Source organism: Thalassotalea loyana, assembly GCF_030161435.1.
GTDB lineage: Bacteria > Pseudomonadota > Gammaproteobacteria > Enterobacterales > Alteromonadaceae > Thalassotalea_G > Thalassotalea_G loyana.
On sequence record NZ_BSSV01000004.1, the window covers coordinates 56,600 to 83,059 of the forward strand.

Consider the following 26,460-nt stretch of genomic DNA (forward strand, 5'->3'; position numbering starts at 1 on the left):
TGCTGATTAATTCATTTTTGTAAATATTAACCCCATTGTTTCCATATAGAAACAGAGATTTTCTCATCTGCTATTTTTTATTCATGCTGATGTATAGACAATGAGGCTAGGAAATTTGCATAGCGAGCGAAATAAAAATGAATAATAAAAGTAGGTTAAATAAATTTGGGCTTATTCCACTTACCATCATGTCACTATGGTTAAGTGGTTGTGGCGAGCAAGCAAGTACAACAAGTGAGCAAACTCAAATGTCGAAATACCAACCCACCCCTTATGTTGAAATAGAACATCCGCAGTGGTCAAAAAACGCGACTATCTACGAAGTCAATGTTCGACAATATACGCCAGAAGGTACCTTTAACGCTTTTTCTGAGCACTTGCCTCGATTAAAAGAAATGGGCGTCGACATTCTGTGGTTAATGCCTATACATCCTATTGGGGAGAAAAATCGAAAAGGTGAAAAAGGAAGCTACTATGCGGTCAAAGACTACATGGCGGCAAACCCTGAGTTCGGCACAATGGATGACTTAAAAGCCTTAGTCGATAAAGCACACAGTATGGGCATGTACGTGATTTTAGATTGGGTGGCTAACCATAGTGCTTGGGATAATCCGCTCACTGAAACGAATCCAGAGTGGTATACCAAAGATCACAATGGCAACTTTCAACCGACACCATGGTGGGACTGGAGCGATATTATCGATTTCGATTTTGAAAATCCTGAAATGCGCGAATACATGACCGACGCATTAAAGTTCTGGGTTAAAGAAGCGAATATTGACGGTTACCGTGCAGACGTTGCGGGCTTCATACCAACAGACTTTTGGGACAATGTAAGGTCTGAGTTAGATGAAATAAAACCTGTCTTTATGCTTGCGGAGTGGGATTCACGCGATTTACACAAAAAAGCATTTGATATGAGTTATGCATGGAAATTACATGACACATTAGAAGACGTTTATAAAGGACACAAAGATGCTTCAGGTGTATACCATTACTTTGCACATTCATTAAATGCGTGGCCAGACAACGCAATAAAAATGAATTTTGTCGATAACCATGACAAAAACTCATGGGAAGAAAGCATGTTTGAACGCTTTGGCCCTTACCTTGAGGCAAGTATTGTATTGACCGTAACAGCTGAAGGTATGCCACTACTTTACAGCGGTCAAGAAGCGGGATTAGACCGCCCACTTGCGTTTTTCGATAAAGACGAAATTAACTGGCAACCACACCCTATTGGTGATCTATATAAATCGTTATTCACATTGAAACACGACAATGAGGCACTGTGGAATGGTAAATGGGGTGGAAAAATGATTCCTGTGCCAAACAACCAACCAAAACAAGTATTTTCATTTGCTCGTGTTAAAAATAACGACAAGGTATTTGTCGCGATTAACTTTTCCGACAAGCCTGCGACGGTGAGCTTCAATGAGAATATTCAGTTGGGTGAGTACCAGGAATACTTTACACAACAAGCGACGACAATCACTCCGGATACAGCACTAGTGATTCCAGCATATGATTATAAAGTTTTTGTAAAGTAAAACAGTTATCACGAGAAAATTTATTTCGTAGGAGGCTAGTTCTAGCCTCCTCTTTTACGTTTAAGGATTATTATGAAAATTCCAGCAATGGGTTTTGGTACGTTTCGACTTGAAGGTGACGTTGCATATCAATCAGTGTTGAACGCTTTAAAAGCCGGTTACCGTCACATCGATACTGCACAAATATACGGCAATGAAGCAGAAGTTGGTCAAGCGATTGTCGATAGTGGAATCAACCGACAAGACATCTTTCTAACCACAAAAGTTTGGAACGATAATTTATCACATGACAAGTTCGAGCAAAGTGTTAGAGAAAGCCTAAGCAAACTCAAAACAGACTATATCGACTTATTGTTGATTCATTGGCCAGCCCCACCACAAGGCACAAGCCTAGCTGACGCGACAAATTCGCTCGTAGCAGTTAAAGAGCAAAGCCTTACAAAAGCGATTGGTGTTTCTAATTTTACTATTGCTCAAATGGATGAAATTCAACCTGCACTTGGCGATCACAAATTATTAACCAATCAAATCGAAGTACACCCATACCTGACCAACGACTCTGTGCGCAACTACTGCCGAGAAAACCAAATATTGGTGACGGGCTATATGCCGTTTGCAGTAGGAAAAGTATTAAACGATAACGTTGTCACGGCGATCGCAAAAGGCCATCAATGCACACCTGCGCAAGTTATTATCGCTTGGACTCAAGCAAATAACCTCATTACGATCCCATCATCAACTAAAGTCAATAATATTGAAGCAAACCTAGTTGGACTTGATATCACGCTTTCACGTGACGAAATACAATTGATCAATCAACTTAATTGCAATGACAGAATTGCTGCGCCAGATTTCTCACCTGTCTGGGATAAATAAGTAACATTTAACATCCATTTAAAAGACTTCCCTTACTTTTACGCCCAACAATTTTATTTTATTGTTGGGCTTTTTTATGTCTAAGAACCTTAACCACCTAGAACATTCACAAAAAAAATATCCAAAATAAACTACAGACATACAATTTAGAATATTTGCTTTAACCACAGGTCTGACAAGGTGCTCCTTTACACTGTCAAGTTTTAACCAAAATTGCCATCCTATTTATATGATTAATTAGAGTTTCTACACTATTGAAATGTTTGACAAGCCCATTTTTACTCGTCAAATTGGAGTTGAACAATTATTAATCAACAAAAATTTAACAATAAAAATAATAATAATTTTTAGCCACGTAGCTATCAATAAATTCAAAAATAAGTAGCAAAGAGGCAGGTTGTTGTCGCCTTGATGTATGGGGAGAGCTCAATGAATAATAAAAAATCCTTTACGCCGAACAAATTAGCACTCAGTGTTGCGGCAATTCTCAGCTTAAACTCACTCGCAGTTTATGCTCAAGAAACACCAAGCGCGGACGATGAAGATAAGGGTTTAGAAACCATAACAGTAACCGCTCAAAAACGTATCCAAAACCTTCAAGAAGTACCGATTGCAGTATCGGCTTTTTCAGGGGATGAGATGTCAGAGTCAGTCATCAAAGATATGTATGACTTGCAAACGAGTGTACCTGCTTTAGGTGCTTTCCAAAGTCAAAGCTCAACAAACTCAAGCTTCTCGATTCGTGGTGTAGGAACCTCTTCTCAAAACTTTGGTTTAGAATCATCAGTTGGTTTGTACGTTGACGGCGTTTACCGTGCACGACAAAACTCTATGATCAACAACTTAGTAGATGTTGAAGCCGTTGAAGTGCTGCGTGGCCCTCAAGGGACATTATTCGGAAAGAACACGCCGTCAGGTGCTATTCTAGTGCGCACCGTAAAGCCTAGTCATGATGGTGAAGATGGCTTTGTTGAAGCGACATTTGGTAATTACGGCCTGATGAACTTTTCAGGTGCGGCTTCAATCTCTGCAATCGAAGATGTTCTAGCATTTCGTGTGACAGCATTTGGTAGCCAAAGAGATGGCATCGTTGACGATGTCAATTTAGGTGATAACAAACTCAACGATAGAGATCGTTGGGGTGCACGATTACAGGCCCTTTACACGCCGACTGACGAGTTAGAAATTCGATTTATCGCTGATTATGCAGAAATTGATGAAATATGTTGTGCTGCACCAGTCCAATTGAGTAACTTGCAAGCAACCGATATCCCAGGCAAGTTTGGTAGCGACGCTGTATTACCTGGTTTGGGCGGTACTGTATTTGCTGGTGGTGACGCCTTTTTCGATAGAGAAGTTGCATTATCATTCTTACCTGAGTCAACCATGGAAGACCGAGGTCTATCTATGGAAATCAATTATGAAATTGACAGCAATTACTCAATCACCTCTATTTCCGCTTGGCGAAACTTTGAATCTTTCGATAACACAGATACTGACTTTACCGATGCAAACCTATTCGGAACGCGAAATGACTCAGAACAAAGTTCGTTCTCACAAGAGATTCGCCTTGATTATGTGAGTGAAAATCTGAACTACATATTAGGTGTATATTACTTCCAACAAGACTTAGATTTAGACTACAGCTTATATACCGACACCTTGTTCAACCCATTCTTTATGTCTAACTTCCAAGGTGCCTTTGATCCACTATTAGCAGGTATTGATGGTATTAGTGCGTTAACCGGCGGTTTAATACTTCCATCTGCTGAAGCTGCTCCTGCGGGCACAGGATTCGACCATATCGCAGAACAAGAGCATGAAAGTTACGCAATATTTGGCCAGTTCGATTACAAGCTAACCGACGCATTAACATTAACCGCAGGTATTCGTTACACCGATGAAACGAAAGATTTATCGACTGTATTTAGTGAGAACTTGCCTGGCGGTACGCCGTTCCCAACGTTCTTTAGTTCAATCGGCGATCCTGCGGCTCCAGTGCCTGGCACACTCATTTATGGTGCTGGTGTAGCAGGTGCATTGTTGGGTGCAGTTGGCGCAGGTCAAATGAGCCCAACAGATCCAACATTCTTAGCGGCCATTCAACCATTCCAGACTCCGGGTTGGGGTTTCCAAGCGCTAGGCGCAACAACGGCGTCTCGTCCGGACATAAACGAAACACTTGAAGACGATCAAATCACAGGTACGATAAAACTGAGTTATCAGGTTGATCGAGATACCATGGTATATGCATCATACGGTAACGGATATAAGTCTGGTGGTACAAATACTGACCGTATTCGAGAAGGTTTTGAGCCAGTGTTTGATGCTGAAACGTCTTCATCTTTTGAAGTTGGTTTGAAGAAAGACTTCATCGAGCAAAACTTACGTATCAATGCGGCAGCGCACTACACAACAGTAGATGACTTCCAAGCAAATACATTTACAGGTAATGGTTTTAACTTGCAAAATGCTGGTGACTATGAGATTTCAGGATTTGAACTTGAATCGTCTTGGTACCCAACAGATAGCATCGAAGTTAACTTCTCATATGCATACGTCAATGCTGAGTACAAAACCTTTGAACGTGGTAACTGTTGGGTCGCTTACACATGGCACACAGGTATCGTAGATCCTGGTCAAGAAAGCACAGATCCTGCAAATCCAAATCCATACTGTAATCGCTCTGGTGATCGCCCAGCAGGTGAGCCAGAAAATCAGTTAATGCTTAAAGTGAAGAAAGAGTTCTACCTAGGCGAAAGCATCTTCTCGTACGTTCAAGTTGATTACAGCTACACAGGCGATATGGTGTTAGACGGTAGTAATGACCCATATGCAACTCAAGATAGCTACAACTTAGTGAATCTTCGTTGGTACATGAACCTAGAAGAGTACGACGCAGATATTATTTTGTGGGGTCGTAACGTGTTTGATGAAGAGTACATCAATCGTACTAACTTCAACACACCACTGCAGGAAGGTAAGTTAAATGCTTATGTTTCTGAACCAGTAACTTATGGTGTTACGTTCAAAAAACGTTTTTAAAATGATTGTTTAAGTCACTGTTAATTAATTGTTTTCAATTAGACTTAACAGTGTCAAGATAGAACAATAAAACAACAAAATAGCCCTTCGGGGCTATTTCTATTTTAAGAATAATGAGAACCAACATGTCGTTACAACAGATCTTATCTCAACGCTTTTCTACACGTGCATTTAAAGACCAACCTATTGAACCTAAATTACTAAAGGAAGTCTTCCAACATGCACAACTATCACCATCAAACTGTAATGTGCAGCCTTGGCAAGTATATGTCGTTTCAGGCCAAGAGAAAGAAACGCTCAAGCAATCTTTTATGAAAGCCCTAATGAGCGGTGCAAAGCCAAGCCCAGAATTCGATTGGACGCCACAGTACCAAGGTATTCATCGTGAGCGTCAATTTGGTTCAGCTAATGCGCTATACACTTCAATGGGAATAGCGCGCGAAGACAAACAAGCTCGCCAAATGGCCATGGCACGAAATTGGCAATTCTTTGATGCTCCGCACGTAGCTTTTTTTACCATGGAAAAATACCTCAACATAATGGGCGCAGTAGATCTAGGCATTTATGCGCAAACGCTGTCTTTGCTACTCGAAGAGCAAGGTATTTCAAGTTGTATGCAAGGCGCGCTTGGGCAGTTTCCAGAGCCCGTTAAACAGCAACTAAATATTCCAGAAGAACGTGGCATTTTATTCGGTATGTCTTTTGGTTATGCTGCAGAGGGCGCACCTGCGAATAAAACACGAACAGAGCGTGAACCTTTAGAAAACGCCGTTCATTTTTTGGGTAGAAATCACCTTAAATCAAACAATAACGTTTAAATTTGGATAAGGAAATGCCATGTCGTTGAACCATCAACATGTAAGCATAGATGACGTTGACATACACTTTGTTGAAGGTGGTGAGCATCATGAGAAAACCATGGTGTTTCTACATGGTTTTCCTGAGAGTTGGCATACATGGCAAGCGCAACTGATTCACTTTTCAAAAAGTTATCGAGTCATTGCGCCTGATTTACCTGGTTATAACCAAAGTGATAAGCCAAGTAATATCAACTTTTACCAAGTGCCAAATCTAATTAGTTTCTTCTCTAAGTTTATCAACGCTATTAGCCATCATCGAGAAGTGATACTAGTCGCGCACGACTGGGGAGGGGCAATCGCCTGGCCACTGGTCGCGTTTTACCCTCAACTCTTCTCTCACTTGATCATCCTCAATGCGGCGCACCCAAGCACGTTTACTCGCGAAATGATTAACAATCCAAAACAACAGTTAAAAAGTGAGTACATTCACGATCTTATCGCTAAAAACGCCGTTGAAAAATTGAAAGAAAATAATTACCAATATTTGTTTAATAAAATTCTTTCGAGTATGAATAGTTCGGTATTGTCCGATGAGCTAAAACAACAGTATAAGCAAGTTTGGCAACGAGAAGGGGCGATTAATGGCATGCTGCAATACTATAGAGCCATGCCTCAATTAGCACCTTCAAGCCAAAAACGAGTTGCCAATGGCGGACCCGTTATCTCAACCCACGATATGTCGATACCCACCATTAATATTAATCGCCCTACACTCGTCTTATGGGGAAAGCAGGATCAAGCATTTGTACCGGAATGCATTGAGGGGTTGGACGACTACATACAAGATCTAACTGTAGTGCCATTTGAGCATGCCTCGCATTGGCTTCACCATGAAGAAAGTGAGCAGATCAACCAACACATTGATTCATTTATTACTAGGGCTCCATAATGCTGCAAACAACATTCGAAGTGAATAGAAAGGCCTTTAATCATCACCAGTTTTGCCAGCAACAGTTACCCACACAACTTGCTCATGAACATGTCGTTATCGCGATTGATAAATTCGCTTTAACCGCAAATAATATTAGCTATGCAGTGATGGGCGATTACCTTGGTTATTGGAAGTTTTTTCCCGCAAGCCAACCTGATTTAGGACGAATTCCCGTCATGGGCTATGGGGAAGTGGTCGCCTCAAACCATAGTGATATAAAAATAGGCGAACGCTTGTGGGGCTTCTTCCCAATGGCGAGTCATGTTGAAATACATGCAGGCAAAGTATCATCATCAGGTTTCTACGATATTAGTGAATATCGAGCTCAACTGGCACCTCTTTATAGCTATTTTGAGCACGTTGCTAACTCACCAACCTACAACAAAGCGTTTGAAGATTTAGACATTTTATTGCGAGGTCTATACACAACGGCATGGCTGATTGAAGATTTCTTCTTTGATAATGGTTATTTTGGTGCGCAACAGTACTTAATTACCAGCGCATCAAGCAAAACAAGCATTGCCCTCGCCCATGCAATCAAAAAACGACATGAAAAACCTACAATTGGTATCACTTCTTCATCGCGTGTTAATTACGTTGCTTCACTCGGTTGTTTTGACAAAGTAATTAGCTATAACGACCTAAATGAAATGGACAGCACTACTGGGTCGGTACTTGTCGACATGGCGGGTAATAAAGATGTTATTTCTAAAATTCACCACCATTTTGATCATGCGCTAAAGTATTCTTGTCGCGTTGGTGTCACACACTTCGATAAGGTTGCAATGGAGCAAACCCTACCCGGCCCAGTTCCGGAACTATTCTTCGCGCCTCATCAAATGCAAAAAAGAAGTCTAGAATGGGGAAAAGAAAAGCTTTTAGCAACGATGGCAAAAGACTTCTATCAATTCATGTTATTTAGCCAACAACAATTTTCGCTAGAACACCTAATTGTTCGTGACGATGAATCTGCTCAACAATTCAGCCAACGGTATTTAACCGTATTACAAGGCAAAGCCAACGCAAATACAGGATATATTAATAAAATAGAGGGTCTTTAGACCCTCAAATTGCAGTATCCAATTAAGCCGTCTGCCTAGTGGCAGAAATAACAACATCACGAATGTTCACCGCTTGAGGTTGCTCAAACATGAACATGGCTGTTCTTGCGATATCATCGGCAGCCAGTACACCACCCATTGATGTTTTCCATTCTTCATAACCATCAATGATGGATTGCTCCGTAGTATGACCAAGTAGTTCCGTTTCCACAGCTCCAGGGCAAATTGTCATCACTCTGACACCAAAATCCGCAACCTCTTCGCGAATATTTTCAGATATAGAAGAAACGGCGAATTTTGTTCCAACATACGCAGCATGATTTGGAAATGATTTTTTACCCGCAATAGAGCTTACATTAATTATCGTTCCGCCTTTGCGCATTTTCATTGCAGGTAAAACGGCTTGGGTTGAATTCAATAACGCTAATACGTTGACATCGAACATTTTTTTCCACTCTATTGGGTCTTGTGTATCAACTTGTCCTAACAGCATAACCCCTGCATTGTTGATCAAACACTCCACCGGACCATATGCTGCTTCGGCTTGAGAAATTGCATTTTGAAGCGATACAGGCTCTGTGACGTCGACTTGCTTACACATGGTATTGGGCAGGTTTAGCGCTTCCATTTTTTCTAGTCTACGCCCCACCAGTAATAATGCATGGCCTGCCTGTGAGAATCGTTTTGCCATTGCTGCTCCGATACCTGAACTTGCGCCGGTAATTACAATAAGTGACTTCATCATTCTTGCCTCCAGAAATAGTAAAAATTAACTGTTTATTTTTAAAGTAGACAAAATATACCCACTACTTTTAGAATGATAAATACAACCAATCCTAAAACATTGTTCAGTTTTGATTAACAATATTTCATGGCGTGCAATCCGCGCTTTTATCTTAGTTGCTGATCATGGCAGCTTTACGGCAGCGGCTAATGCAACAGGTGCATCAAAAGCAAACTTAAGTCAGTTAGTGACTGAATTGGAAAAAAGCTTGAAGGTTCAGCTTATTCACAGAACAACTCGTCAATTGAAGTTAACCGAAGTTGGTCATGGTTATTACCAACAATGTAAGCAAGCTATCTTAGACTTGGATACAGCGTCAGAATGGGCCTCACAAGAAAAAGAAAAACTTACGGGACTCATCAAGATGAACTCGGTTGGCGGCGTATTAGGAGAGGAAATAGTCGCTCCGCTTGTGCTTGAGTTCCAGCAAATATATCCTGATATTCAAGTTGCCTTAGACTTTTCGAGTGTTCAAGTTGACTTGATTGAGCGTCAATATGATCTCGTATTACGCATGGGTGAATTGCCAGATTCAACACTCATAGGCCGAAGGATCGCCAACATCACGACCAAATATGTAGCGAGCCCGTCATTAGTCGAGCATTATCCCGCAATTAAACAACCTGAAGACCTCTACCGCGTTCCGCTTATTTATGGTTCAGTGAATAAATGGCACTTAAAAAAAGGAAATGCTCAACGAACCATCAATATCGACAATGGTATGAAAGTTATCAGTGGCCGCGTCATGAAAAAAGCAGCAATTGCAGGACTCGGCGTCACTCGTTTAGCCGATGTGTATTGTCAAGCTGACATAATAAACAACAAGCTTGAAGAGGTATTGCCTGACTGGGCAGAAACAACGCCCATTTCAATTGTTTGCCCACCAAAGCGACATCAACTCAAACGCATTAGCATGCTGATGGATTGGCTCGCTGAACGTTTTAACGAACGCTATCAAAAGGCACTAAACGAAAATTTAGCTTAGTCACTTCTCTTGTCATAATCTTGTCTGGCCTGTTTTATCTGTTCATGATGCTCGCCAGCCCAACTAACGAGTTGATAGAGCGGCTTGGCCAAGTCTCTACCCATTGGCGTTAAAGCATATTCAACACGTACTGGTACTTCAGGGTATACAGTTCGCGTTACATAACCTTCTCGTTCTAAATCTCGCAATGTACGCGTCAGCATCCGTTGAGAGATGCCAATAATGCGTGATTTCAATGCATTAAAACGATCCGCTCCATCAACCAGTGCAAATAAAATAAGTACGGACCACTTATCTCCTATCTGTGCTACAACATTTCGAATCGGACATTCTTCCGTGTTTTCAAATACGCGCCTCACCACTTCTTGTTCAGGTGCCATAACTTTTTACCTTGTGTTGGTGTCCACAGGTTACCTTCGTGTGCCTATGGGACAAATAAGTGCCTTATTGTAATGCAAGTTCCATTTAATTACCATGGTATACATTAGTAACTAACAGTCAAATTTAAAGGTCTATTATGTGGAAAATTCTTACGGTTATTTTTTTTATCATTAGTATGTCAACATTCGCTAATGCGTCGCCGAAAATTATTATTGATCTCGATGCTCATCAAAAAACTCACTGGTCGACACAAGAAGTTGCCAATGCAGAGTTGATCACTGACTTTGTTCAAAACCTTATGAACAACCATAATTTCGATTATGTGATAACGCAGTATGGCGATAGCAATTATGTGCAACACAACAGAAATATCCCAGACAGTATTTCAGGATTAGTCGGCTTTCTTCGAGAGTTCGTCAAAGATTACCCAGAATACACATACGATGTGAAACATATTTATGTTGATGGTGACTTCGTTATTTTCCACTCTCACGCGACCTTAAACATTGAAGATAGAGGTAACGACGAAAAAGGTCTAAACATCATTGATACATGGCGTATCGAAGACGGAAAAATTGTTGAACATTGGGATTCAATTCAAGCTTTAGATGGCTTTATGCGATTTTACTCACTGCTAAGTGGTGGCAATATTCGCAATCAAAACGGCGTTTTCTAGCGATTTAATTAGATGGATATATCACATATACCATGCTCTCCCGCGACTTTACGCTAGATTCACTTATCTAGCGTAAAGTTAATATTTTTCACTTTGATATTAACGCCTGCATCATATAACGATTGGTAAAAATCTAACTCACTGCAGTTATCAACTTGCTGGCAAACAATCACATATTTATATATCGCAGTTTTATTACTTTGCAGCGATGCTTGCTTTAACCAATGCAGTGCTTGCTCTAAATTCTTATCTACATGTGCGCCATCAATATACATTGTGGCCAGGTTGACCATCCCTTTGTCGTAACCCAGTTGAGCAGATTGTAAGAATAATTGGTAGGCGGCCTTTAAGCTGACTTCGCTGTATTGGTTCGCTAAGTAGCCTTCACCCGCAATGTTTTCTTTCTTTCCGTAAATGAGGTTATCTCCACGGCTATTCTTGGTATCAAAGCCAAATAATCTATCCATTTCAGAGTAAACTTCTGGCCCGACAATGCGACCAAAAAGTTTGTTTCGCTCTGGTCGTTTAGCAAGATATATCGCGCCGTTATCTCGCATGCTAACCAATTCGTCGTAATTGATATTTACGCGTCCAGCGTCAAAATAATCGCGATAGGCTAGCTGACCATACTTAATACTTTGTAACACTGAGCGTTTATTGGGGTAGTAAAATGAACCATAAGTAATCGAAATCACATCCCCTGTAATATCAACAACCTTGGCAAGACGATAATAATCTTTAGGGCGCAAGTGGGTTTCAATTAATCTCGCATCAAGAAAAATAATGTCATTGATTTTTGGCTCAGCAACAATCGAATTGGTTTGTTGCTGTTCAACGAGTCCTTTAAGTGAAAACTGCCAAACAGCAATAAGTAAACAAAAAACGGTTACAACCGTAAGAACAATGCGCGGGGTAATAATTTGACGCAGAGGTTTGAGCCTTTCAAACCTCTGTAAAACAGTAATTGCACGTACGAATCCTTGTACTGAAGAAGATAGATTAACGGTCAATACCATTGAGGATGCCGACAAAAGCGAACATTGTTGCTACAGGAATAACCATGCCTGCGTCATAAGTAAGCGTGACAGGTGTAGCGATAATTTTCCCAACCGTAGCAATACCTGATTCAGGTGCTTGAACTAACACATAATGGTCATTAGCAAGTTTTTGTAGCGGGATTTCGCCTTCCAACTGATAGACTTTACCCTGCAGAGCAACCTCAATCACCATGTTGTTAAACTTGTTTTCAAAAAAGCCCATGGCTTTTAGTTTTTCTTTATCTGGCGTACCTCGAGCCATTAATTGGAACTGTCCGGTGACTTGGTTGTTCTCATCAATCTTAAAGTCAGTGTAATACGGGTCAAATGATGTTGTACGGCTTTCTTCTAGTACATCGATTAATTGCTCCGTCGCATCAAAAATATAGCTATATTGTTGACCTTCAACTATCAGCTTCTTGTCTTTTTTCGCGCCATAATAACCAAGAATTTTTTCTTGAAATGTTGGTGCTTGCCACATTTGAGAGGTGCACCCACTAATAACTGAAACCACTAACGAAAAGCTAAGTACTAAAAAGCCAAATCTAAACATGCTCAATCCCTAAAAGGTAAATGCCAATAAAAAAGGTGCTTATGCACCTTCTTTTAACAATTATTAAGTACTTGGTCAAAATTATCCACCAAATAATGCCTTAAGCTGTTGAGCTATCGCCATTTCTTCTTTTGACAATGTGTAATTCATCTCACAACGAGGGTCCGTCTTCTGAATCACAGCCGTCATTTGAGGTGTAATTGGGATAGGATCACAACCATGGCCTTGTTCACATACCATATCGAATTCAGGTCGGGCTTTTTTGTGGCAATCTAAGCAATTGCCGCCAAATTTATTTACGACATCTTCAAAGCCACGAACATGAACCTTGCTCCCCTCTTTAGAAACTTTTAATTCAAAGAACTCCCAATCATTGGTTTTACTATTGGTTCCTTTCGGATGCTTCACCATGACTTCAGAAGGGACTAACTGAATGACAGATCCCGCTGGGTATTCGCCTTGTCCTTTTTGTGCAACTGCCACCGTTTCAGCTAAGCGCTCAGGATCGACGTTATCAACATAAAATCCTCTCACTTTAGTCATCTGTTTAATACACTGAAAGCTTGTGTCATCAAGCGAGGTAATCTTTTCTTTTAGCGCTTCATCAGCGTGTGCCGCTATTGGTAACGCAATAATTGCCAATACTTGGGCAAATGTTTTAAGTAATTTATTCATCACTTCACCCTATATTTTAACCATCAACTTACCCTGGTTTTCACCAGTAAAGAACATGTTTAGTCCAGTAATAGCACTCTCTAAACCTTCAATAACATGAGCGCGATACTTGATTTTTCCTGAGGTAACATAAGGTGTTAACTTACCCAGCAATTGAGGAATTTCACCGAAGTGGTCAGGCATCGCAAATCCTTGCACTGTTAAGCGTTTTTTGATCATAGGGATCCAGTTTGGTCCTGGATTAGGAACCGCTTTAGCGTAGTCGGCAATCATGCCACAAACCACAACACGGCCATGTGTATTCATTTTATTGAAAACAAGATTTTGAATCTCGCCACCGGTATTTTCAAAATACACATCAACACCATTAGGTGCGAGTTCATCTAACTTCGCTTGTAAGTCATCTGTTTTATAATTAATAGCACCGTCAAAACCAAGATCATCGACAATCCAGTTTGCTTTGGTATCGCTACCGACAACGCCAATCACCTTTAAACCATCGGCTTTGGCGAGTTGACCAACAATAGAGCCAACAGAACCTGCTGCTCCAGTTACAACAAGCGTTTCACCACTTTTAGGTTTACCAATGCCATATAACCCTTGTGTTGCCGTTAAACCAGGTAAAGCAAAAATACTCAAGACCATCTCATCTGAAACTCCTGCTGGTACTTTATTCATCCCTTTACCATCAGTGAGTAAGTATTCTTGCCAACCGAACATCCCCATGACATGGTCACCCACCTGAAAATCTGGGTGGTTACTCTCGACAACTTCACCAACACCTGAGCTACGCATGACTTCACCTAAACCTACAGGCGGAATATAACTATTCGTGTCTGGACTCATCCAACCAAACATCGCAGGGTCAAGTGACATATAGGTTTGCTTAATTAGAAATTGACCTTGCGAAACACTCGGCAGTGGCTTCTCAACGACTTCAAATAATTCAGGACCAATCGGGCCACCTGTCGGGCGGGCAACTAAATTTATCGCCTTGTATGTTGTCATGCTTACTCTCTCTTATTGTTAATAATCTTAACCGAGCAACGCATGCATCGGCTGAATTTTATCTAATGCTTGTTGGTGGATAAACTTGTCTAAATCTTCAGCTAAATACTCACTTGCAGCTAAGATATCTTGCCAATAATCAAGACGTTGTTGAGTTTCCATATCAATAAAGTCACTTCTATCTGAGATTTTTTGATAAGGAAGTGTTGCGACATATTTTGCCGACGGACAAATGACGACGGTATTGTCATAGTGTTGCGCGCGGACGTTTCGATTTAACTTTTTGTCAAACCAGCCTGCTTTTAATGTCGAACTAAAATGTGGATAAAGGGTTAAACCAGGATTTTGAATGTCGAAGTCAAAGTGATAATCAATAATTCCACCATCACGGTACATCCCTGGCTCACATTCAGGAATATCACGAATACCTTGCATCACATATGGGATTGCGCCCGAGGCAATCAATGCTTGCCTAATATTAGCCGGTGATAACGCCTTATTTATCGTAGTAAAACCGTCTTCATCGTGGAGTGCTAAATCACTACTCGATTGGCTAAAAATATAACGCTCATATTGAGAACGTAGCCGTTTTCGGTCAATCGCGTTGTTCATAAAGCTTTTTGACATGCCTAATATCTGTTTTGCTTTGGTTTCACTTGCGGTAAAACCATGACATTTCGCCACGATAAAGTGCGCCCGAAAAATGTCATTTTCAATAATTTCATTTGTTCCATTATCGCCAAACAAATCATCAAGAATATCAATCACACTTTGGGTAATTTCCGCGGCGTTAGGTTTTGCCGTATAAGTTGTTTCACTGTAGTGCTTAGCAAAGCGCTTAGTCGCGGCAACCGGATCTTTTTGTGCAAAGCAGGCACTTCTGAAAGCGCCTGCACTCGACCCAACAATATTCAATGGTGTTGTTCTACCTTTGAAAAAATCGCCGAATAAGTACTTGTCTAACCCATACAAAGTAAACCATTTGGGGCCACCACTGGCCCCTAAAAATGAGGTGAATAGTTCTGCGCTAAAACCGTTTTCTTCAATTGTTTTTCTCGCAGATTCACCTGCATATATTTCGAGCATTAAATTAACTTGCCTCTGCTAAATCTCTTAGCTCCTTACGAAGAATTTTACCGACATTACTTTTGGGTAAATCATCTGAAAATTCGATTAATTTAGGAACCTTATAATTAGTTAAATGTTGTCGACAATGGGCAATGACAGACTCTTCTGTTACGCCATCATTATCTTTGACCAGGTAGATTTTAATTTTCTCACCTGTCACTTCACACGGAACGCCAATCGCCGCAACTTCAACAACGCCGTCGTGCATCATGATTACTTCTTCGACCTCATTTGGATACACGTTAAAGCCAGACACGATAATCATATCTTTCTTACGATCAACAATACGTAAGAAACCATTTTCATCCATAGTTGCGATGTCACCTGTTGCGAACCATCCGTCATTCATCACTTCAGCCGTAGCATCTGGACGATTGTAATACCCTTGCATGACTTGCGGACCTTTTACCCACAACTCACCTGGCTCGCCTAATTCCACACGATTACCTTCATCATCAACACACATCACGTCTGTCGAGGCTGCTGGAATTCCGATCGTGCCGTTAAATTCAGTTTGGTTATAGGGTGAGCTTGATACCATAGGACAACACTCAGTTAGACCGTAGCCTTCAAGCATATGGTTGCCTGTTACAGCCTTCCACTTATTTGCCACCGCTTCTTGTACTGCCATACCACCACCAAATGAGATTTTTAACTTGCTAAAATCTAGCTGGTCAAATCCTGGCGTGTGTAATAAGCCGTTAAATAAAGTGTTTACCCCTGTAATTGCCGTTATTTGGTATTTAGATAACTCTTTCACAAAGTTTGGCAGGTCACGAGGGTTCGTAATCAGCAGGTTTTTACCACCATGGCAAATGTAACTCAAGCAATTAGAGTTCAATGCGAAGATATGGTAAAGCGGTAATGCCGTCACCATAAACTCTTCGCCAATCTCAAAAATTGGGCGTGTCATTGCCTTTGACTGCTCAATATTCGCCACCATATTGCGATGAGAAAGCATGACACCTTTCGACACACCAGTTGTACCACCGGTGTATTGCAAAAAGGCTAAATCATCACCAGTCACATCAACCGCTTGGAAGTTAAGCTTCTCTCCCTGCGCCAATACATCGTTAAACTTCTTCGCTGCTGGCAGGTTATATTTGGGTACCATTTTTTTAACGTATCGAACGACACTGTTTACTAATAATCCCTTTAAACCACCAAGGCGGTCACCTAATGCGGTTAAAATAACATGCTCAACGTCGGTTTGATCGATAACTTGCTCCAATGTATTGGCAAAGTTTTCAATGATCAAAATGGCTTTAGCGCCAGAATCTTTTAGTTGGTGTTGTAATTCTCTCGCTGTGTAGAGTGGATTAACATTGACGACGGTTAAACCTGCCATTAACGCACCAAATAAGGCTATTGGATATTGCAACGTATTCGGCATCATGATGGCAAATTTATCGCCTTTCTTTAATCCCAAATCTTGCTGTAGGTAAGCGGCAAACGCTGTAGATTGTTGGTGAACTTCTTTGTACGTCAGGCTTTTTCCCATATTAATAAATGCAGTATTATCACTATATTGGGCTAAGTACTTGTTGATGATTTCTACCAAAGAACTATATTTTTCAGGATCAATCTCAAAGGGTACGCCTGGCGGGTAACTTTTCTCTAACCAAAATTTTTCCATGTAACTTTCCCCTCTACTAATTCTTGTTGTTACTATTGTTGTTAATTTATTGTAGTTTTTATTGGAATATTAACGTAACTGACAACTGTCAAATTTGCCATTAGTTTTGTTGAAAAAATTATCAACTATTGTTTAAAGTATCGTCTAAAGCGCCGCCATAGCTTTCATGACAAACTTTTCAGACTGTTTGACACCCGCCTCTAACGCGCACTGTTGTTCTTGATTAGTCAGTTGAGCCCACTGTTCACGCACAGCTTCTGGTGTTTGCTCAGCTATAGGCAGAAAAATCCCTTCGGTTTCAAACATATTTGCCGTCGCGTAACCACCAGCACCTGCACACAAAATCGTGCGATTTGGCGCGTCTTCATCACACAGAGTGATCAATCCCGCTGTTACAGCTTCTGGCGCTAAAATTTTCACCATTTGTTCAGGCATCAAATCTTCTGTCATTCGTGTACCTGCTGTCGGCGCTAATGCGTTCACTTTAATATTGTGCTTTGCACCTTCTAGTACGAGCGTGTTCATCAAACCAACTAGGGCCATCTTTGCTGCGCCATAATTAGATTGACCGAAGTTACCATACATACCGCTTGATGAAGTCGTCATAACGATGCGACCATAATTTTGTTCACGCATCAAATCCCATACGGCTTTTGTGCAATTTACACTGCCCATCAAGTGCACATCCATCACTAACTTAAAGTCTTCTAATGACATTTTGCTAAAGGACTTATCACGTAAAATACCCGCATTGTTGACGAGAATATCCACTTTACCCCAGCGTGATACCGCGGTATCTACCATGTCTTGAACTTCGTCAAAATTAGCAACATTTGCGCCGTGACTAATCGCATCACCGCCATTAGCTTTGATCAATGCAACCACTTCCTCACTCGCTTGAGAGGATTGTCCACTGCCGTCACGTGCGCCACCTAAGTCATTGACCACGACCTTTGCTCCTCGTGCAGCAAGCTCGAGTGCATGTGCGCGACCTAAACCATTACCTGCGCCAGTAACAATGGCTACTTTGTTATCGAATCGAATTGTCATTTTATTAATCCTTTACCATTTGAATTGAAATCCACTCAGCAATAAGTGCAGGAGTATCGTTGCCTTCTATTTCAACCGTTACTTGGGTTTTCAGTCGAAATTGGCCTGGTTTAGTCTCATCAATAGAGAGTGTTTTTGCATGGGCACGAATACGACTATCAACTTTCACAGGCTGTAAAAATCGCACTTTATCAAAGCCTGAATTAATCCCCATGTAAAAGCCTTCAATAATCAATGAAAACTCTTCGGCGAAGTGAGAGAGCAATGACAATGATAAAAAGCCATGAGCGATAGTTGTGCCAAACGGTGTTTCTTTCACTTTTTCTGGGTCAATGTGTATAAACTGATGATCATACGTACAATCAGCAAACTGATTAATTTGTTCCTGTGAAACCTGATGCCATCGAGTTGGCTCCGCTTCAAAATCGATATAATCTGCAATATCACTCTTTTTGATTATTTTTGTCATGATTATTCCTTCAATGCCTATATCAAACGTTGCTAATAACTATTCTTGTCTTGAGAAAACCGATTAAAACCACTCGGCTTTCATTTCATACGTTGTATCGTCTAACGCTTTTAATGTGTTTGCCCATAAGTTGATTTCGGGAAGTTCATAGCGATAGAAGTACTGCATTGTCTGAATTTTGCCTCGATAAAATGCTTTTTCATCATCATGAAGGTCGCCATCCAATGCTTTACTGGCTAAAGTCGCTTGTTTAAGCCACAACCAACCAATGACTACATGACCGAACATCGACAAATATTGGACGGAATTCGCTAATACCAAGTCGATATTTTGCGTTGCCATTGACTTGAGTAAATGGGTAGTCGTCTGATTTAAGGTGACTAGCGCACTTCCTAAATGATCAGCATATTCACTCAGTGAAGGGACGCCAATTGCTTGCTCGATTGTTTGCTCAATTTCTGCTAACACTACTTTATAACCAGCTTGCTGATTCATCACGACTTTGCGACCAAGTAAGTCAAGCGATTGAATGCCTGTTGTTCCCTCATGAATAGGGTTCAATCGATTATCTCGATAAAACATTTCTACTGGGTGTTCATTAATGTAACCATGACCACCGAGTACTTGAATTGCTAAATCATTGGCCTTAGGACCATATTCAGACGGCCAGGTTTTAATAATCGGCGTGAGGAAATCCAACAAGAGATGTGCATGATCTCGTTGCTTTTGTGTAGGCGCTGTTTTTTCATCATCCGATAGTTGAGCACCATAAAGCACTAATGCTAAAGCACCTTCTGAATAAGCTTTTTGGGCCAACAACATGCGTCTAACATCGGCGTGTTCGATGATGTTAACCATTGGTGAGAATGGATCTTTTGAAGAAGGTAATCGGCCTTGAGGGCGATTCTTGGCATAATCTAAAGAGTACTGATAACCAGCATTAGCAATCACTGCTGCACCTGTACCAACTAAAATACGTGCTTCATTCATCATATGAAACATATATTGAAGACCTTTATTTTCCTCACCAACCAAGTAGCCAACGGCTCCTTTGTCATCGCCAAAGCTTAACGCTGTTGAGGTATGTGCGCGCCCACCCATTTTATGGAACAGACCCGTAAGTTTTACTTCATTTTCTTCGCCAAGAGAGCCATCTTCATTGACCATTATTTTCGGTACGACAAATAATGAGATTCCCTTAACCCCCTTGGGTGCTCCTTTCACACGAGCAAGCACGAGGTGGACAATATTTTCAGTTAAATCATGATCACCGCCGGAAATATATATCTTGCTACCTTTAATGCGATACACGCCATCTTCATCCAAAACAGCAGACGTTGTCAGGTCAGCTAACCCCGAACCACAATCGGGTTCTGTCATCGCCATCGTTCCTGCAAAACGCCCATCACGCAATGGCTTAACCCACTTTTCAATGAGCTCATCGCTACCATGTGCAGCAAGTAGGTTCGCATTTGCCGTCGTTAGCATGCTATAACCCAAAGCATTACCACCGGCGATAGATAAGTAAGCGCCCGCTATGCTTGCAACAATGGGTGGGAGTTGCATACCGTTAAATTCATAGTCAGCGCAAGCCGATGGCAAACCGGAGTCATTAACAGCATCAAAAGCCGGTTTCATCTCTTTTATTAAATGCACTTTTTGGCCATCAAATGTTGGCTGGTGTACATCTAATTTTTGACGAATTGGCAAAAAGTATTTCTCTGCAATCGTCTTCGCAGTATTGACCACTTCCGTAAACGTTTGCTTGTCATGATCTTGGTAACGCTCGCGTTGACATAAACTTTCGGTGTCAAATAATTCATAAAGATAAAAAGCAAGATCTCGCTCATTTAACATAGGTGCTGACATGGTATTTTCTCCAGTTACATCGCTGACACGGCGCCGTCGACGGCAATACTTTGCCCAGTAAAATACGTATTACCAGGTGACAACATTAATAGCATGGTGTTTACCACTTCTTCTGGCTCAGCTAGTCGCCCAATTGGTGCTCTACGGCCAAGGTTCTGCTGAAGCTCTTCATCGGCGATATTGGTGACCATTGGAGTTAGGGTGAAGAACGGGCAAATGGCGTTCACACGAATGTTTTTCTTGGCGTATTCAACCGCCGCGGTTTTAGTTAAGCCAATAACTGCATGTTTTGCAGCTGCGTAAGCGCCTGCTAAAGGTGCTCCACAAAGCCCAGCCATAGAACTCACGTTAAGAATACTACCGCCACCTTGCTGCAACATTTGGCTAATTTGATGCTTCATACCAAACTGAACGCCTTTAACATTGACAGCAAATTGCAAGTCCATGACGTCTTCATCAATTTCATGGATCGTACCAAAGTCATGGGCAATACCTGCGTTATTTACCGCAATATCGACTCGACCAAACACTTCCACAGCTCTATCAACCATGGCTTTACAGTCACTTGCTTTAGCAACATTACAAGTCATCGCATAAACTTCTGCGCCACTGGCGGCGATAGTGTCGCCAACATCTTGAACTTGCTCAGCTTTAATGTCACTGATGACCAACTTTGCACCTCGTTTCGCAAGCTCGATTGACAAAAGTTTGCCAAACCCCTGAGCGGCACCAGTGACGATAACGACTTTATCGGTAAAATCTAGTAGCGGATCCATGATTCTTCCTTCTTTAATCTGTTGTAATTACCCTGAATAATTCCAGGTATTGTCATTTAATAGTTGTTATTTTGTTGATGATTCGTTTGCCACAACTTGCAGCGCCATAAGTGCTAAAGGCTCTACAAATGCACCTACTTTTGCAGCATTGCTATTGGACGCATTACCTTGCGATGCGCGCTTTGCCACTCCCTGCACGATGGCAGCAAGCCGGAAAAAGCTAAAAGCAAGATAAAACGTCCAATTATCAATTTTGTCTATGCCCATGCGCTGACAATACAAGGCTACATATTCTTCTTCTGATGGAATCCCTAAAGCCTGTCGGTCAATGCCTTGCAAACCATCTGGACCTCCTGTGCCCTGTGGCATTCTCAACTGCATGCACTGATAAGCTAAATCGGCATAAGGGTGGCCTAAGGTTGACAATTCCCAATCAAGCACGGCGATAATTTCATGGGTTTGTTTATCAAACATCATATTGTCTAAACGAAAGTCACCATGCACTAGGCTAACTTTGCCATCATCTTCTGGGAGTGACTTTTCTAGGTAAGCAATTAACTGTTCCATGGCATCAATTTTGCGTAACTCTGACGCACGATATTGAGCCATCCAGCGCGTTAATTGACGTTCAAAGTAATTTCCTGGTTTGCCATAGTCGCTTAATCCAGCGGCTTCAATATCGACCTTGTGAAGCGAAACGAGTGCTAGATTCATTTGATCGTAAATCTTACTGCGCACTTCATTATCAGAAATTTCTGTTAATGGAGCATTCCAAAAAACCTTACCATCACAATACTCCATAAGATAAAACATGGAGCCAATAACACTCGTGTCCTCACACAGGTGATAGACGTTGGCAACAGGCACTGGCGTGTGCTTTAACGCCGCAAGTACACGATACTCACGGTCGACTGCATGAGCAGATTTCAACAGCTCGCCTGGTGGTTGACGGCGCAATACGTAAACACCCGACGATGCTGTCAGTTTGAACGTAGGATTCGACTGGCCACCAGCAAACTTTTCGAGCGATAAAGGCCCTTTAAACCCCTCTATATTGCTTTCTAAATACGTGGTTAATTGAGCTATGTTCATGTCTTCACTCATTGTTATGCCATTACCTATAATTACGACTCAAAACGCTTGGCCAAATCACGACCTAGTTGCATCATATGCACTTGATCAGGACCGTCAGCTAATCGCAAGGTACGCTGGCCAGCATACATATGAGCCAAGAATGTGTCTTGCGATACACCTACCGCACCATGTATTTGAATTGCACGATCTAATACATCGAGCGCCATGTTAGGTGCCACAATCTTTATCATCGCGATCAGGTCTTTCGCTGCTTTGTTTCCGTGCGTATCCATTTTTTGCGCAGCTTTTAACGTCATTAATCTTGCTTGCTCTATTTGGCACGCAGACATTGCAATATCTTCTCTCACCGATTGCTGCTTGATCATTGGTCTGCCAAAAACAATACGTTGATTGACGCGTTCACACATCATATCGAGTGCACGTTGAGCAGCACCAATAGAGCGCATACAGTGATGAATCCTGCCCGGTCCTAAGCGCCCTTGTGCAATCTCAAAACCTCGGCCTTCGCCTAAAATTATATTCTCAGCAGGTACACGCACATTATCAAAGACGATCTCCGCATGACCTTCTGGAGCATCCTCGTAACCAAAAACCTTCATGGGACGAATAACGTTGACACCTGGCGTATTCATTGGCACTAAAATTTGAGACTGCTGAATGTATCGGTTGGCGTTTTCTGGGTCTGTTTTTCCCATCACGATCATGATTTCACATTGTTTTCGACACGCACCACTGATGTAAAATTTGCGACCATTGATGACATACTCATCGCCATCACGTTCAATACGGGTCTCAATGTTCGTCGCATCACTTGATGCAACTTCAGGCTCAGTCATGGCAAAAGCAGAACGGATTTCGCCTGCTAGCAATGGTTCTAACCAACGCTTTTTCTGCGCCTCATTACCATATTTTGCAAGCACTTCCATATTGCCAGTATCAGGTGCCGCACAATTAAACACTTCCGGCGCCCAAAACACTTTACCCATTTCTTCTGCTAACGGGGCGTACTCTAAATTTGTTAAACCAGCGCTGTAATCGCCATAACTGACAGGAAGAAATAGATTCCATAACCCTTGAGCTCTAGCTTTCGCTTTCAGCTCCTCCATTAATGGTGGAGTGGACCAACGGTCTTGCTCTATCTGTTCGTGCATTAGCGCTTCATTCGGATATACATGCTCATCCATAAACGCTTTTACTTGAGCTAACAGAGCTTGTACTTTTTCACTGTATTCAAAATTCATTGTCTCGCCCCTTTGTTGTTATTAGCTTAGGCTACCGAGTGCTTTTTTATTGAATGGCTGAATATCATCCAAGTTATTATCTTTAATTTTGTTCACCCACTGAGGGTCAACTAGTAAGGCACGACCGATTGCGACTAAATCGAATTCTTCTTTCTCAAATCGTTCAAGTAATCCTTCGATGCCGGTAGGATTAGACGTGCCGCTTAGATCTTTCATGCCTTCACCAATGAAATCAGTATCTAATCCGACGCTACCAACGGTGATCACCGGTTTATTGGTTAGCTTCTTAGTCCAGCCTGCAAGGTTTAAATCAGAACCTTCAAATTCAGGCACCCAAAATCGACGTGTACTTGCATGAAACACATCAACGCCAGCGTCAGATAAAATCGTTAAGAATTTTTCTAACTCGGCTGGCGTGTGTGCTAAGCGAGCATCATAATCTTGTTGTTTCCATTGAGAGAAACGCAGAATTATCGTGAAGTCGTCACCAACGGCTTGACGAATGGCTTGAATAATCTCTACAGCAAATTGACAACGTTTCTCTAAAGAGCCACCGTATTTATCATCTCGCTGATTTGTCCCTTCCCAGAAAAACTGATCGACTAAGTAACCATGGGCACCATGTACTTCAATACCATCGAAGCCAACATTCTTTGCGTCTAAAGCGGCTTGAGCAAAGGCTTCGACTACTTCGTCAATATCAGCCTGACTCATTGCTACACCATTTTCAGCGCCCGGCTTATACAAGCCAGAAGGTGAGTAAGCCGGAGCTTCTTTGTTAGGACCTGTACCTGGCTTTCTTACAGCACCAACGTGCCAAAGTTGTGGAACAATTTTGCCGCCTGCCGCGTGCACTTCATCCACCACTGTTTTCCAACCCGCTAGTGCTTTTTCACCATAGAAATTAGGGACTCGATCGTAGCCATGTGCACCTTCGTGGTTAATACATGTACCTTCGGTAATAATCAGGCCAACATTGCCTTCAGCTCTACGACGATAATAGCCAGCTACATCAGGCGTCGGGATGTTTTCTGGAGAAAACGTTCGTGTCATAGGTGCCATTACCGTGCGGTTTTTTAGGCTTAAATTACCCAAATTGACGGTTTCAAATAATTTATCTGTATTCATTACAATTCCTCAATAAGTCCGAAGCGACAATTAACCTAAAAGGTAACCACCATCGACGTTGATACAACTACCTGTAGTATATGAAGCAGCATCCGACACTAAATATAATACGGTGCCCGCCATTTCTTCAGGTTGTGCAACACGGCGCATAGGTACGTGCGCCATGGCTTGCTCTAATATTTTTGGGTTTTTAACAAGTGCAGATGCAAACTTAGTATCAGTTGCACCCGGTAATAATGCATTAACTCGAATGTTGAATTGCGCGCACTCTTTTGCAAATGCTTTAGTCATCGAGATAACAGCAGCTTTAGTAATCGAGTAGATACCCTGTAGGTCGCCTGGGATAACTCCGTTGACCGATGCAACATTAACGATCGCCCCGCCCCCCTGCTCTTTCATCATTTGAGCGCCGAGTTTCGACATGAAGAAGTATCCTCGAATATTAACGTCGACGGTTTTTTGATAAGCCATCAAATCCGTTTCCAAAATATGACCAAAATATGGGTTAGCTGCAGCGTTGTTGACTAATATATCGAGCTGTCCAAATTCAATTTTGATCTGTTCAAATAGCGTTTCTATTTGCTCCATCTCGCCAATATGGCATGGAATCGCATGCGCTTTACCACCGTCTGCTAGAATCTCATCAACGACGGCCTGACAACCATCTATCTTTCGGCTCGATACAAGCACTGTCGCACCACTTTTTGCTAACGTCTTGGCGATATACTCCCCTATTCCACGACTTGCGCCAGTAACTAACGCAACTTTTCCAGTTAAATCAAATAGTGCTTGGTTACTCATAACATCCTCTTTGGCTGGTTTATCTAAAAGTAATTAACTCAGCATCGCGCTGAGACAAATGACTATAATTGTTATAAAAATCGACGCTTATTCTTTGTTTATCGAATAATAATTTCGTCACCGATGTATTTCTTAATTGCTGATTTAGTGCAAGACCTTGCGCACGACTTAATCCCAATACGTGACTTAGAATGACAGTAATAGGTCCACCTGATGTAAATACTACAATCTCTTGGCTTTGATCTTCGCTTGTACCTTTGAATGCGGTTTGTTGTTTGATTAAATCCTCGAGTGCTTGAATACATCGGTGTTGAAATTTAGGCCATGATTCTTTGTACTCATCATCATAATCCCCAGACATCCAGCGTTCTACAGCACTTTCAAAGGCAATTGCTAAGGCTTTTTTGGGAGCGGGAAATTGAGCAAAGTACTTGTCCATTTCATCAAATTTTCGCCATTGAGGCTGATACTTAACGAGAATGTCTTGGTGATTGAACTCATTAAAACCTGAGTGGCAAATAAAATTTAGCGGCTCTTTCTCAAGCCCACGATAGAAGTGATGTTTTGTTTGCTCATGACGAAGTAAGCTTCCGGCATAACAAGATGTTGGTGATTTGTGTTTTTGCCAGCTTTGCCCCAACACAAGGGCTTGCTCACATCCTTTATTCGACAGCAAATCATAGTCTGCCTGTCCAAAAGACGCTTGCCCATGTCGAATTAAATATAGCGCAGCCATTACTTACGATCACTTGATGCTAAAAACCTTGAAATCATCGTATTATTGTCATACAAATTAAACAAATGAATAATTTGCATAACCTACTATTCGTTATACGAATAACTAA

Annotated in this window: 25 protein-coding genes; 8 read left to right on the forward strand and 17 right to left on the reverse strand. The window is 41.6% G+C overall.

The genetic code is table 11. The annotated features are described in order from the left end of the window. The first annotated feature begins 137 nt into the window (after positions 1–137). The 6 genes from QQK05_RS10115 (at position 138) to QQK05_RS10140 (ending at position 8,323) form a co-directional block, all read left to right on the forward strand. Positions 138–1,550, forward strand: a complete 1,413-nt coding sequence (locus QQK05_RS10115; protein WP_284298190.1) for an alpha-amylase family glycosyl hydrolase — start codon at positions 138–140, stop codon at positions 1,548–1,550. A 72-nt stretch (positions 1,551–1,622) separates the two neighbouring features. Beyond that, positions 1,623–2,426: a 2,5-didehydrogluconate reductase DkgB gene (gene dkgB, locus QQK05_RS10120; protein WP_284298191.1), complete on the forward strand. Its 804-nt coding sequence runs from the start codon at positions 1,623–1,625 to the stop codon at positions 2,424–2,426. A 429-nt stretch (positions 2,427–2,855) separates the two neighbouring features. Further along, positions 2,856–5,471, forward strand: a complete 2,616-nt coding sequence (locus QQK05_RS10125; RefSeq protein ID WP_284298193.1) for a TonB-dependent receptor — start codon at positions 2,856–2,858, stop codon at positions 5,469–5,471. 125 nt (positions 5,472–5,596) lie between these two features. Further along, positions 5,597–6,289 carry a nitroreductase gene (locus tag QQK05_RS10130; protein WP_284298195.1) on the forward strand — a complete coding sequence of 231 codons (693 nt, stop codon included), beginning with the start codon at positions 5,597–5,599 and terminating at the stop codon, positions 6,287–6,289. Between the two features lie 19 nt (positions 6,290–6,308). Then, on the forward strand, positions 6,309–7,220 hold the full coding sequence (locus QQK05_RS10135; protein WP_284298197.1) for an alpha/beta fold hydrolase: 912 nt from the start codon (positions 6,309–6,311) through the stop codon (positions 7,218–7,220). Further along, positions 7,220–8,323 (forward strand): DUF2855 family protein, encoded by a 1,104-nt coding sequence (locus QQK05_RS10140; protein ID WP_284298199.1) that lies wholly within the window; start codon positions 7,220–7,222, stop codon positions 8,321–8,323. Before QQK05_RS10135 ends, QQK05_RS10140 begins: the two co-directional genes overlap by 1 nt. 22 nt (positions 8,324–8,345) lie before the next feature. Here QQK05_RS10140 and QQK05_RS10145 read toward each other — a convergent pair whose 3' ends face one another. Next, on the reverse strand, positions 8,346–9,065 hold the full coding sequence (locus tag QQK05_RS10145; RefSeq protein ID WP_284298635.1) for an SDR family oxidoreductase: 720 nt from the start codon (positions 9,063–9,065) through the stop codon (positions 8,346–8,348). Between the two features lie 112 nt (positions 9,066–9,177). Here QQK05_RS10145 and QQK05_RS10150 point away from each other — a divergent pair, with 112 nt between their 5' ends. Continuing rightward, the gene (locus tag QQK05_RS10150) at positions 9,178–10,092 is read left to right on the forward strand and encodes a LysR family transcriptional regulator (protein WP_284298201.1); all 915 of its coding nucleotides are present in this window, start codon (positions 9,178–9,180) and stop codon (positions 10,090–10,092) included. Here QQK05_RS10150 and QQK05_RS10155 read toward each other — a convergent pair. Then, positions 10,089–10,472, reverse strand: a complete 384-nt coding sequence (locus tag QQK05_RS10155) for a winged helix-turn-helix transcriptional regulator (RefSeq protein ID WP_284298203.1) — start codon at positions 10,470–10,472, stop codon at positions 10,089–10,091. The two genes, QQK05_RS10150 and QQK05_RS10155, sit on opposite strands and share 4 nt — an antisense overlap. A gap of 137 nt (positions 10,473–10,609) precedes the next feature. Between QQK05_RS10155 and QQK05_RS10160 the strand changes: the two genes are divergently transcribed. Beyond that, the gene (locus QQK05_RS10160; protein WP_284298205.1) at positions 10,610–11,149 is read left to right on the forward strand and encodes a nuclear transport factor 2 family protein; all 540 of its coding nucleotides are present in this window, start codon (positions 10,610–10,612) and stop codon (positions 11,147–11,149) included. 59 nt (positions 11,150–11,208) lie between these two features. On the opposite strand, the gene QQK05_RS10165 is transcribed toward QQK05_RS10160, so the two are convergent. The 15 genes from QQK05_RS10165 to QQK05_RS10235 all read right to left on the reverse strand — a co-directional run bounded on the left by QQK05_RS10165 (position 11,209) and on the right by QQK05_RS10235 (position 26,351). Further along, on the reverse strand, positions 11,209–12,165 hold the full coding sequence (locus tag QQK05_RS10165; RefSeq protein WP_284298206.1) for a tetratricopeptide repeat protein: 957 nt from the start codon (positions 12,163–12,165) through the stop codon (positions 11,209–11,211). Further along, entirely contained in the window at positions 12,149–12,739 is a 591-nt protein-coding gene (locus QQK05_RS10170; RefSeq protein ID WP_284298208.1) for a hypothetical protein, read from the reverse strand. Before QQK05_RS10170 ends, QQK05_RS10165 begins: the two co-directional genes overlap by 17 nt. 81 nt (positions 12,740–12,820) lie before the next feature. After that, on the reverse strand, positions 12,821–13,414 hold the full coding sequence (locus QQK05_RS10175; RefSeq protein WP_284298210.1) for a hypothetical protein: 594 nt from the start codon (positions 13,412–13,414) through the stop codon (positions 12,821–12,823). Between the two features lie 9 nt (positions 13,415–13,423). Continuing rightward, a complete protein-coding gene (locus QQK05_RS10180) occupies positions 13,424–14,422 on the reverse strand; it encodes an NADP-dependent oxidoreductase (protein ID WP_284298212.1) in 999 nt (332 codons plus the stop codon). Between the two features lie 27 nt (positions 14,423–14,449). Beyond that, positions 14,450–15,508 carry a patatin-like phospholipase family protein gene (locus tag QQK05_RS10185; protein ID WP_284298214.1) on the reverse strand — a complete coding sequence of 353 codons (1,059 nt, stop codon included), beginning with the start codon at positions 15,506–15,508 and terminating at the stop codon, positions 14,450–14,452. Between the two features lie 4 nt (positions 15,509–15,512). Continuing rightward, the gene (gene fadD, locus QQK05_RS10190) at positions 15,513–17,186 is read right to left on the reverse strand and encodes a long-chain-fatty-acid--CoA ligase FadD (protein ID WP_284298216.1); all 1,674 of its coding nucleotides are present in this window, start codon (positions 17,184–17,186) and stop codon (positions 15,513–15,515) included. Between the two features lie 144 nt (positions 17,187–17,330). Then, positions 17,331–18,236: an SDR family NAD(P)-dependent oxidoreductase gene (locus QQK05_RS10195; protein WP_284298218.1), complete on the reverse strand. Its 906-nt coding sequence runs from the start codon at positions 18,234–18,236 to the stop codon at positions 17,331–17,333. 4 nt (positions 18,237–18,240) lie between these two features. Further along, positions 18,241–18,705, reverse strand: a complete 465-nt coding sequence (locus tag QQK05_RS10200) for a MaoC family dehydratase (RefSeq protein ID WP_284298220.1) — start codon at positions 18,703–18,705, stop codon at positions 18,241–18,243. A 63-nt stretch (positions 18,706–18,768) separates the two neighbouring features. Then, the gene (locus QQK05_RS10205) at positions 18,769–20,574 is read right to left on the reverse strand and encodes an acyl-CoA dehydrogenase (protein ID WP_284298222.1); all 1,806 of its coding nucleotides are present in this window, start codon (positions 20,572–20,574) and stop codon (positions 18,769–18,771) included. 14 nt (positions 20,575–20,588) lie between these two features. Next, a complete protein-coding gene (locus QQK05_RS10210) occupies positions 20,589–21,350 on the reverse strand; it encodes an SDR family NAD(P)-dependent oxidoreductase (protein ID WP_284298224.1) in 762 nt (253 codons plus the stop codon). A 66-nt stretch (positions 21,351–21,416) separates the two neighbouring features. Continuing rightward, the gene (locus QQK05_RS10215) at positions 21,417–22,442 is read right to left on the reverse strand and encodes a phosphotransferase family protein (RefSeq protein WP_407704882.1); all 1,026 of its coding nucleotides are present in this window, start codon (positions 22,440–22,442) and stop codon (positions 21,417–21,419) included. Between the two features lie 32 nt (positions 22,443–22,474). Next, positions 22,475–23,686, reverse strand: coding sequence for an acyl-CoA dehydrogenase family protein (locus QQK05_RS10220; protein WP_284298228.1), 1,212 nt, complete (start codon positions 23,684–23,686; stop codon positions 22,475–22,477). A 21-nt stretch (positions 23,687–23,707) separates the two neighbouring features. After that, the gene (locus QQK05_RS10225; RefSeq protein ID WP_284298231.1) at positions 23,708–24,814 is read right to left on the reverse strand and encodes an NADH:flavin oxidoreductase; all 1,107 of its coding nucleotides are present in this window, start codon (positions 24,812–24,814) and stop codon (positions 23,708–23,710) included. A gap of 30 nt (positions 24,815–24,844) precedes the next feature. Further along, entirely contained in the window at positions 24,845–25,615 is a 771-nt protein-coding gene (locus QQK05_RS10230; protein ID WP_284298233.1) for an SDR family oxidoreductase, read from the reverse strand. Positions 25,616–25,634: 19 nt separating this feature from the next. Next, entirely contained in the window at positions 25,635–26,351 is a 717-nt protein-coding gene (locus QQK05_RS10235; RefSeq protein ID WP_284298235.1) for a histidine phosphatase family protein, read from the reverse strand. Positions 26,352–26,460 lie beyond the last annotated feature (109 nt).

Bases quoted from the DNA above. Each gene is read 5' to 3' on its own strand.
- QQK05_RS10115 (WP_284298190.1), top strand. From the start codon at position 138: ATGAATAATAAAAGTAGGTTAAATAAATTTGGGCTTATTCCACTTACC.
- dkgB (WP_284298191.1), top strand. From the start codon at position 1,623: ATGAAAATTCCAGCAATGGGTTTTGGTACGTTTCGACTTGAAGGTGAC.
- QQK05_RS10125 (WP_284298193.1), top strand. From the start codon at position 2,856: ATGAATAATAAAAAATCCTTTACGCCGAACAAATTAGCACTCAGTGTT.
- QQK05_RS10130 (WP_284298195.1), top strand. From the start codon at position 5,597: ATGTCGTTACAACAGATCTTATCTCAACGCTTTTCTACACGTGCATTT.
- QQK05_RS10135 (WP_284298197.1), top strand. From the start codon at position 6,309: ATGTCGTTGAACCATCAACATGTAAGCATAGATGACGTTGACATACAC.
- QQK05_RS10140 (WP_284298199.1), top strand. From the start codon at position 7,220: ATGCTGCAAACAACATTCGAAGTGAATAGAAAGGCCTTTAATCATCAC.
- QQK05_RS10145 (WP_284298635.1), bottom strand. From the start codon at position 9,065: ATGAAGTCACTTATTGTAATTACCGGCGCAAGTTCAGGTATCGGAGCA.
- QQK05_RS10155 (WP_284298203.1), bottom strand. From the start codon at position 10,472: ATGGCACCTGAACAAGAAGTGGTGAGGCGCGTATTTGAAAACACGGAA.
- QQK05_RS10160 (WP_284298205.1), top strand. From the start codon at position 10,610: ATGTGGAAAATTCTTACGGTTATTTTTTTTATCATTAGTATGTCAACA.
- QQK05_RS10165 (WP_284298206.1), bottom strand. From the start codon at position 12,165: ATGGTATTGACCGTTAATCTATCTTCTTCAGTACAAGGATTCGTACGT.
- QQK05_RS10170 (WP_284298208.1), bottom strand. From the start codon at position 12,739: ATGTTTAGATTTGGCTTTTTAGTACTTAGCTTTTCGTTAGTGGTTTCA.
- QQK05_RS10175 (WP_284298210.1), bottom strand. From the start codon at position 13,414: ATGAATAAATTACTTAAAACATTTGCCCAAGTATTGGCAATTATTGCG.
- QQK05_RS10180 (WP_284298212.1), bottom strand. From the start codon at position 14,422: ATGACAACATACAAGGCGATAAATTTAGTTGCCCGCCCGACAGGTGGC.
- QQK05_RS10185 (WP_284298214.1), bottom strand. From the start codon at position 15,508: ATGCTCGAAATATATGCAGGTGAATCTGCGAGAAAAACAATTGAAGAA.
- fadD (WP_284298216.1), bottom strand. From the start codon at position 17,186: ATGGAAAAATTTTGGTTAGAGAAAAGTTACCCGCCAGGCGTACCCTTT.
- QQK05_RS10195 (WP_284298218.1), bottom strand. From the start codon at position 18,236: ATGACAATTCGATTCGATAACAAAGTAGCCATTGTTACTGGCGCAGGT.
- QQK05_RS10200 (WP_284298220.1), bottom strand. From the start codon at position 18,705: ATGACAAAAATAATCAAAAAGAGTGATATTGCAGATTATATCGATTTT.
- QQK05_RS10205 (WP_284298222.1), bottom strand. From the start codon at position 20,574: ATGTCAGCACCTATGTTAAATGAGCGAGATCTTGCTTTTTATCTTTAT.
- QQK05_RS10210 (WP_284298224.1), bottom strand. From the start codon at position 21,350: ATGGATCCGCTACTAGATTTTACCGATAAAGTCGTTATCGTCACTGGT.
- QQK05_RS10215 (WP_407704882.1), bottom strand. From the start codon at position 22,442: ATGAACATAGCTCAATTAACCACGTATTTAGAAAGCAATATAGAGGGG.
- QQK05_RS10220 (WP_284298228.1), bottom strand. From the start codon at position 23,686: ATGAATTTTGAATACAGTGAAAAAGTACAAGCTCTGTTAGCTCAAGTA.
- QQK05_RS10225 (WP_284298231.1), bottom strand. From the start codon at position 24,814: ATGAATACAGATAAATTATTTGAAACCGTCAATTTGGGTAATTTAAGC.
- QQK05_RS10230 (WP_284298233.1), bottom strand. From the start codon at position 25,615: ATGAGTAACCAAGCACTATTTGATTTAACTGGAAAAGTTGCGTTAGTT.
- QQK05_RS10235 (WP_284298235.1), bottom strand. From the start codon at position 26,351: ATGGCTGCGCTATATTTAATTCGACATGGGCAAGCGTCTTTTGGACAG.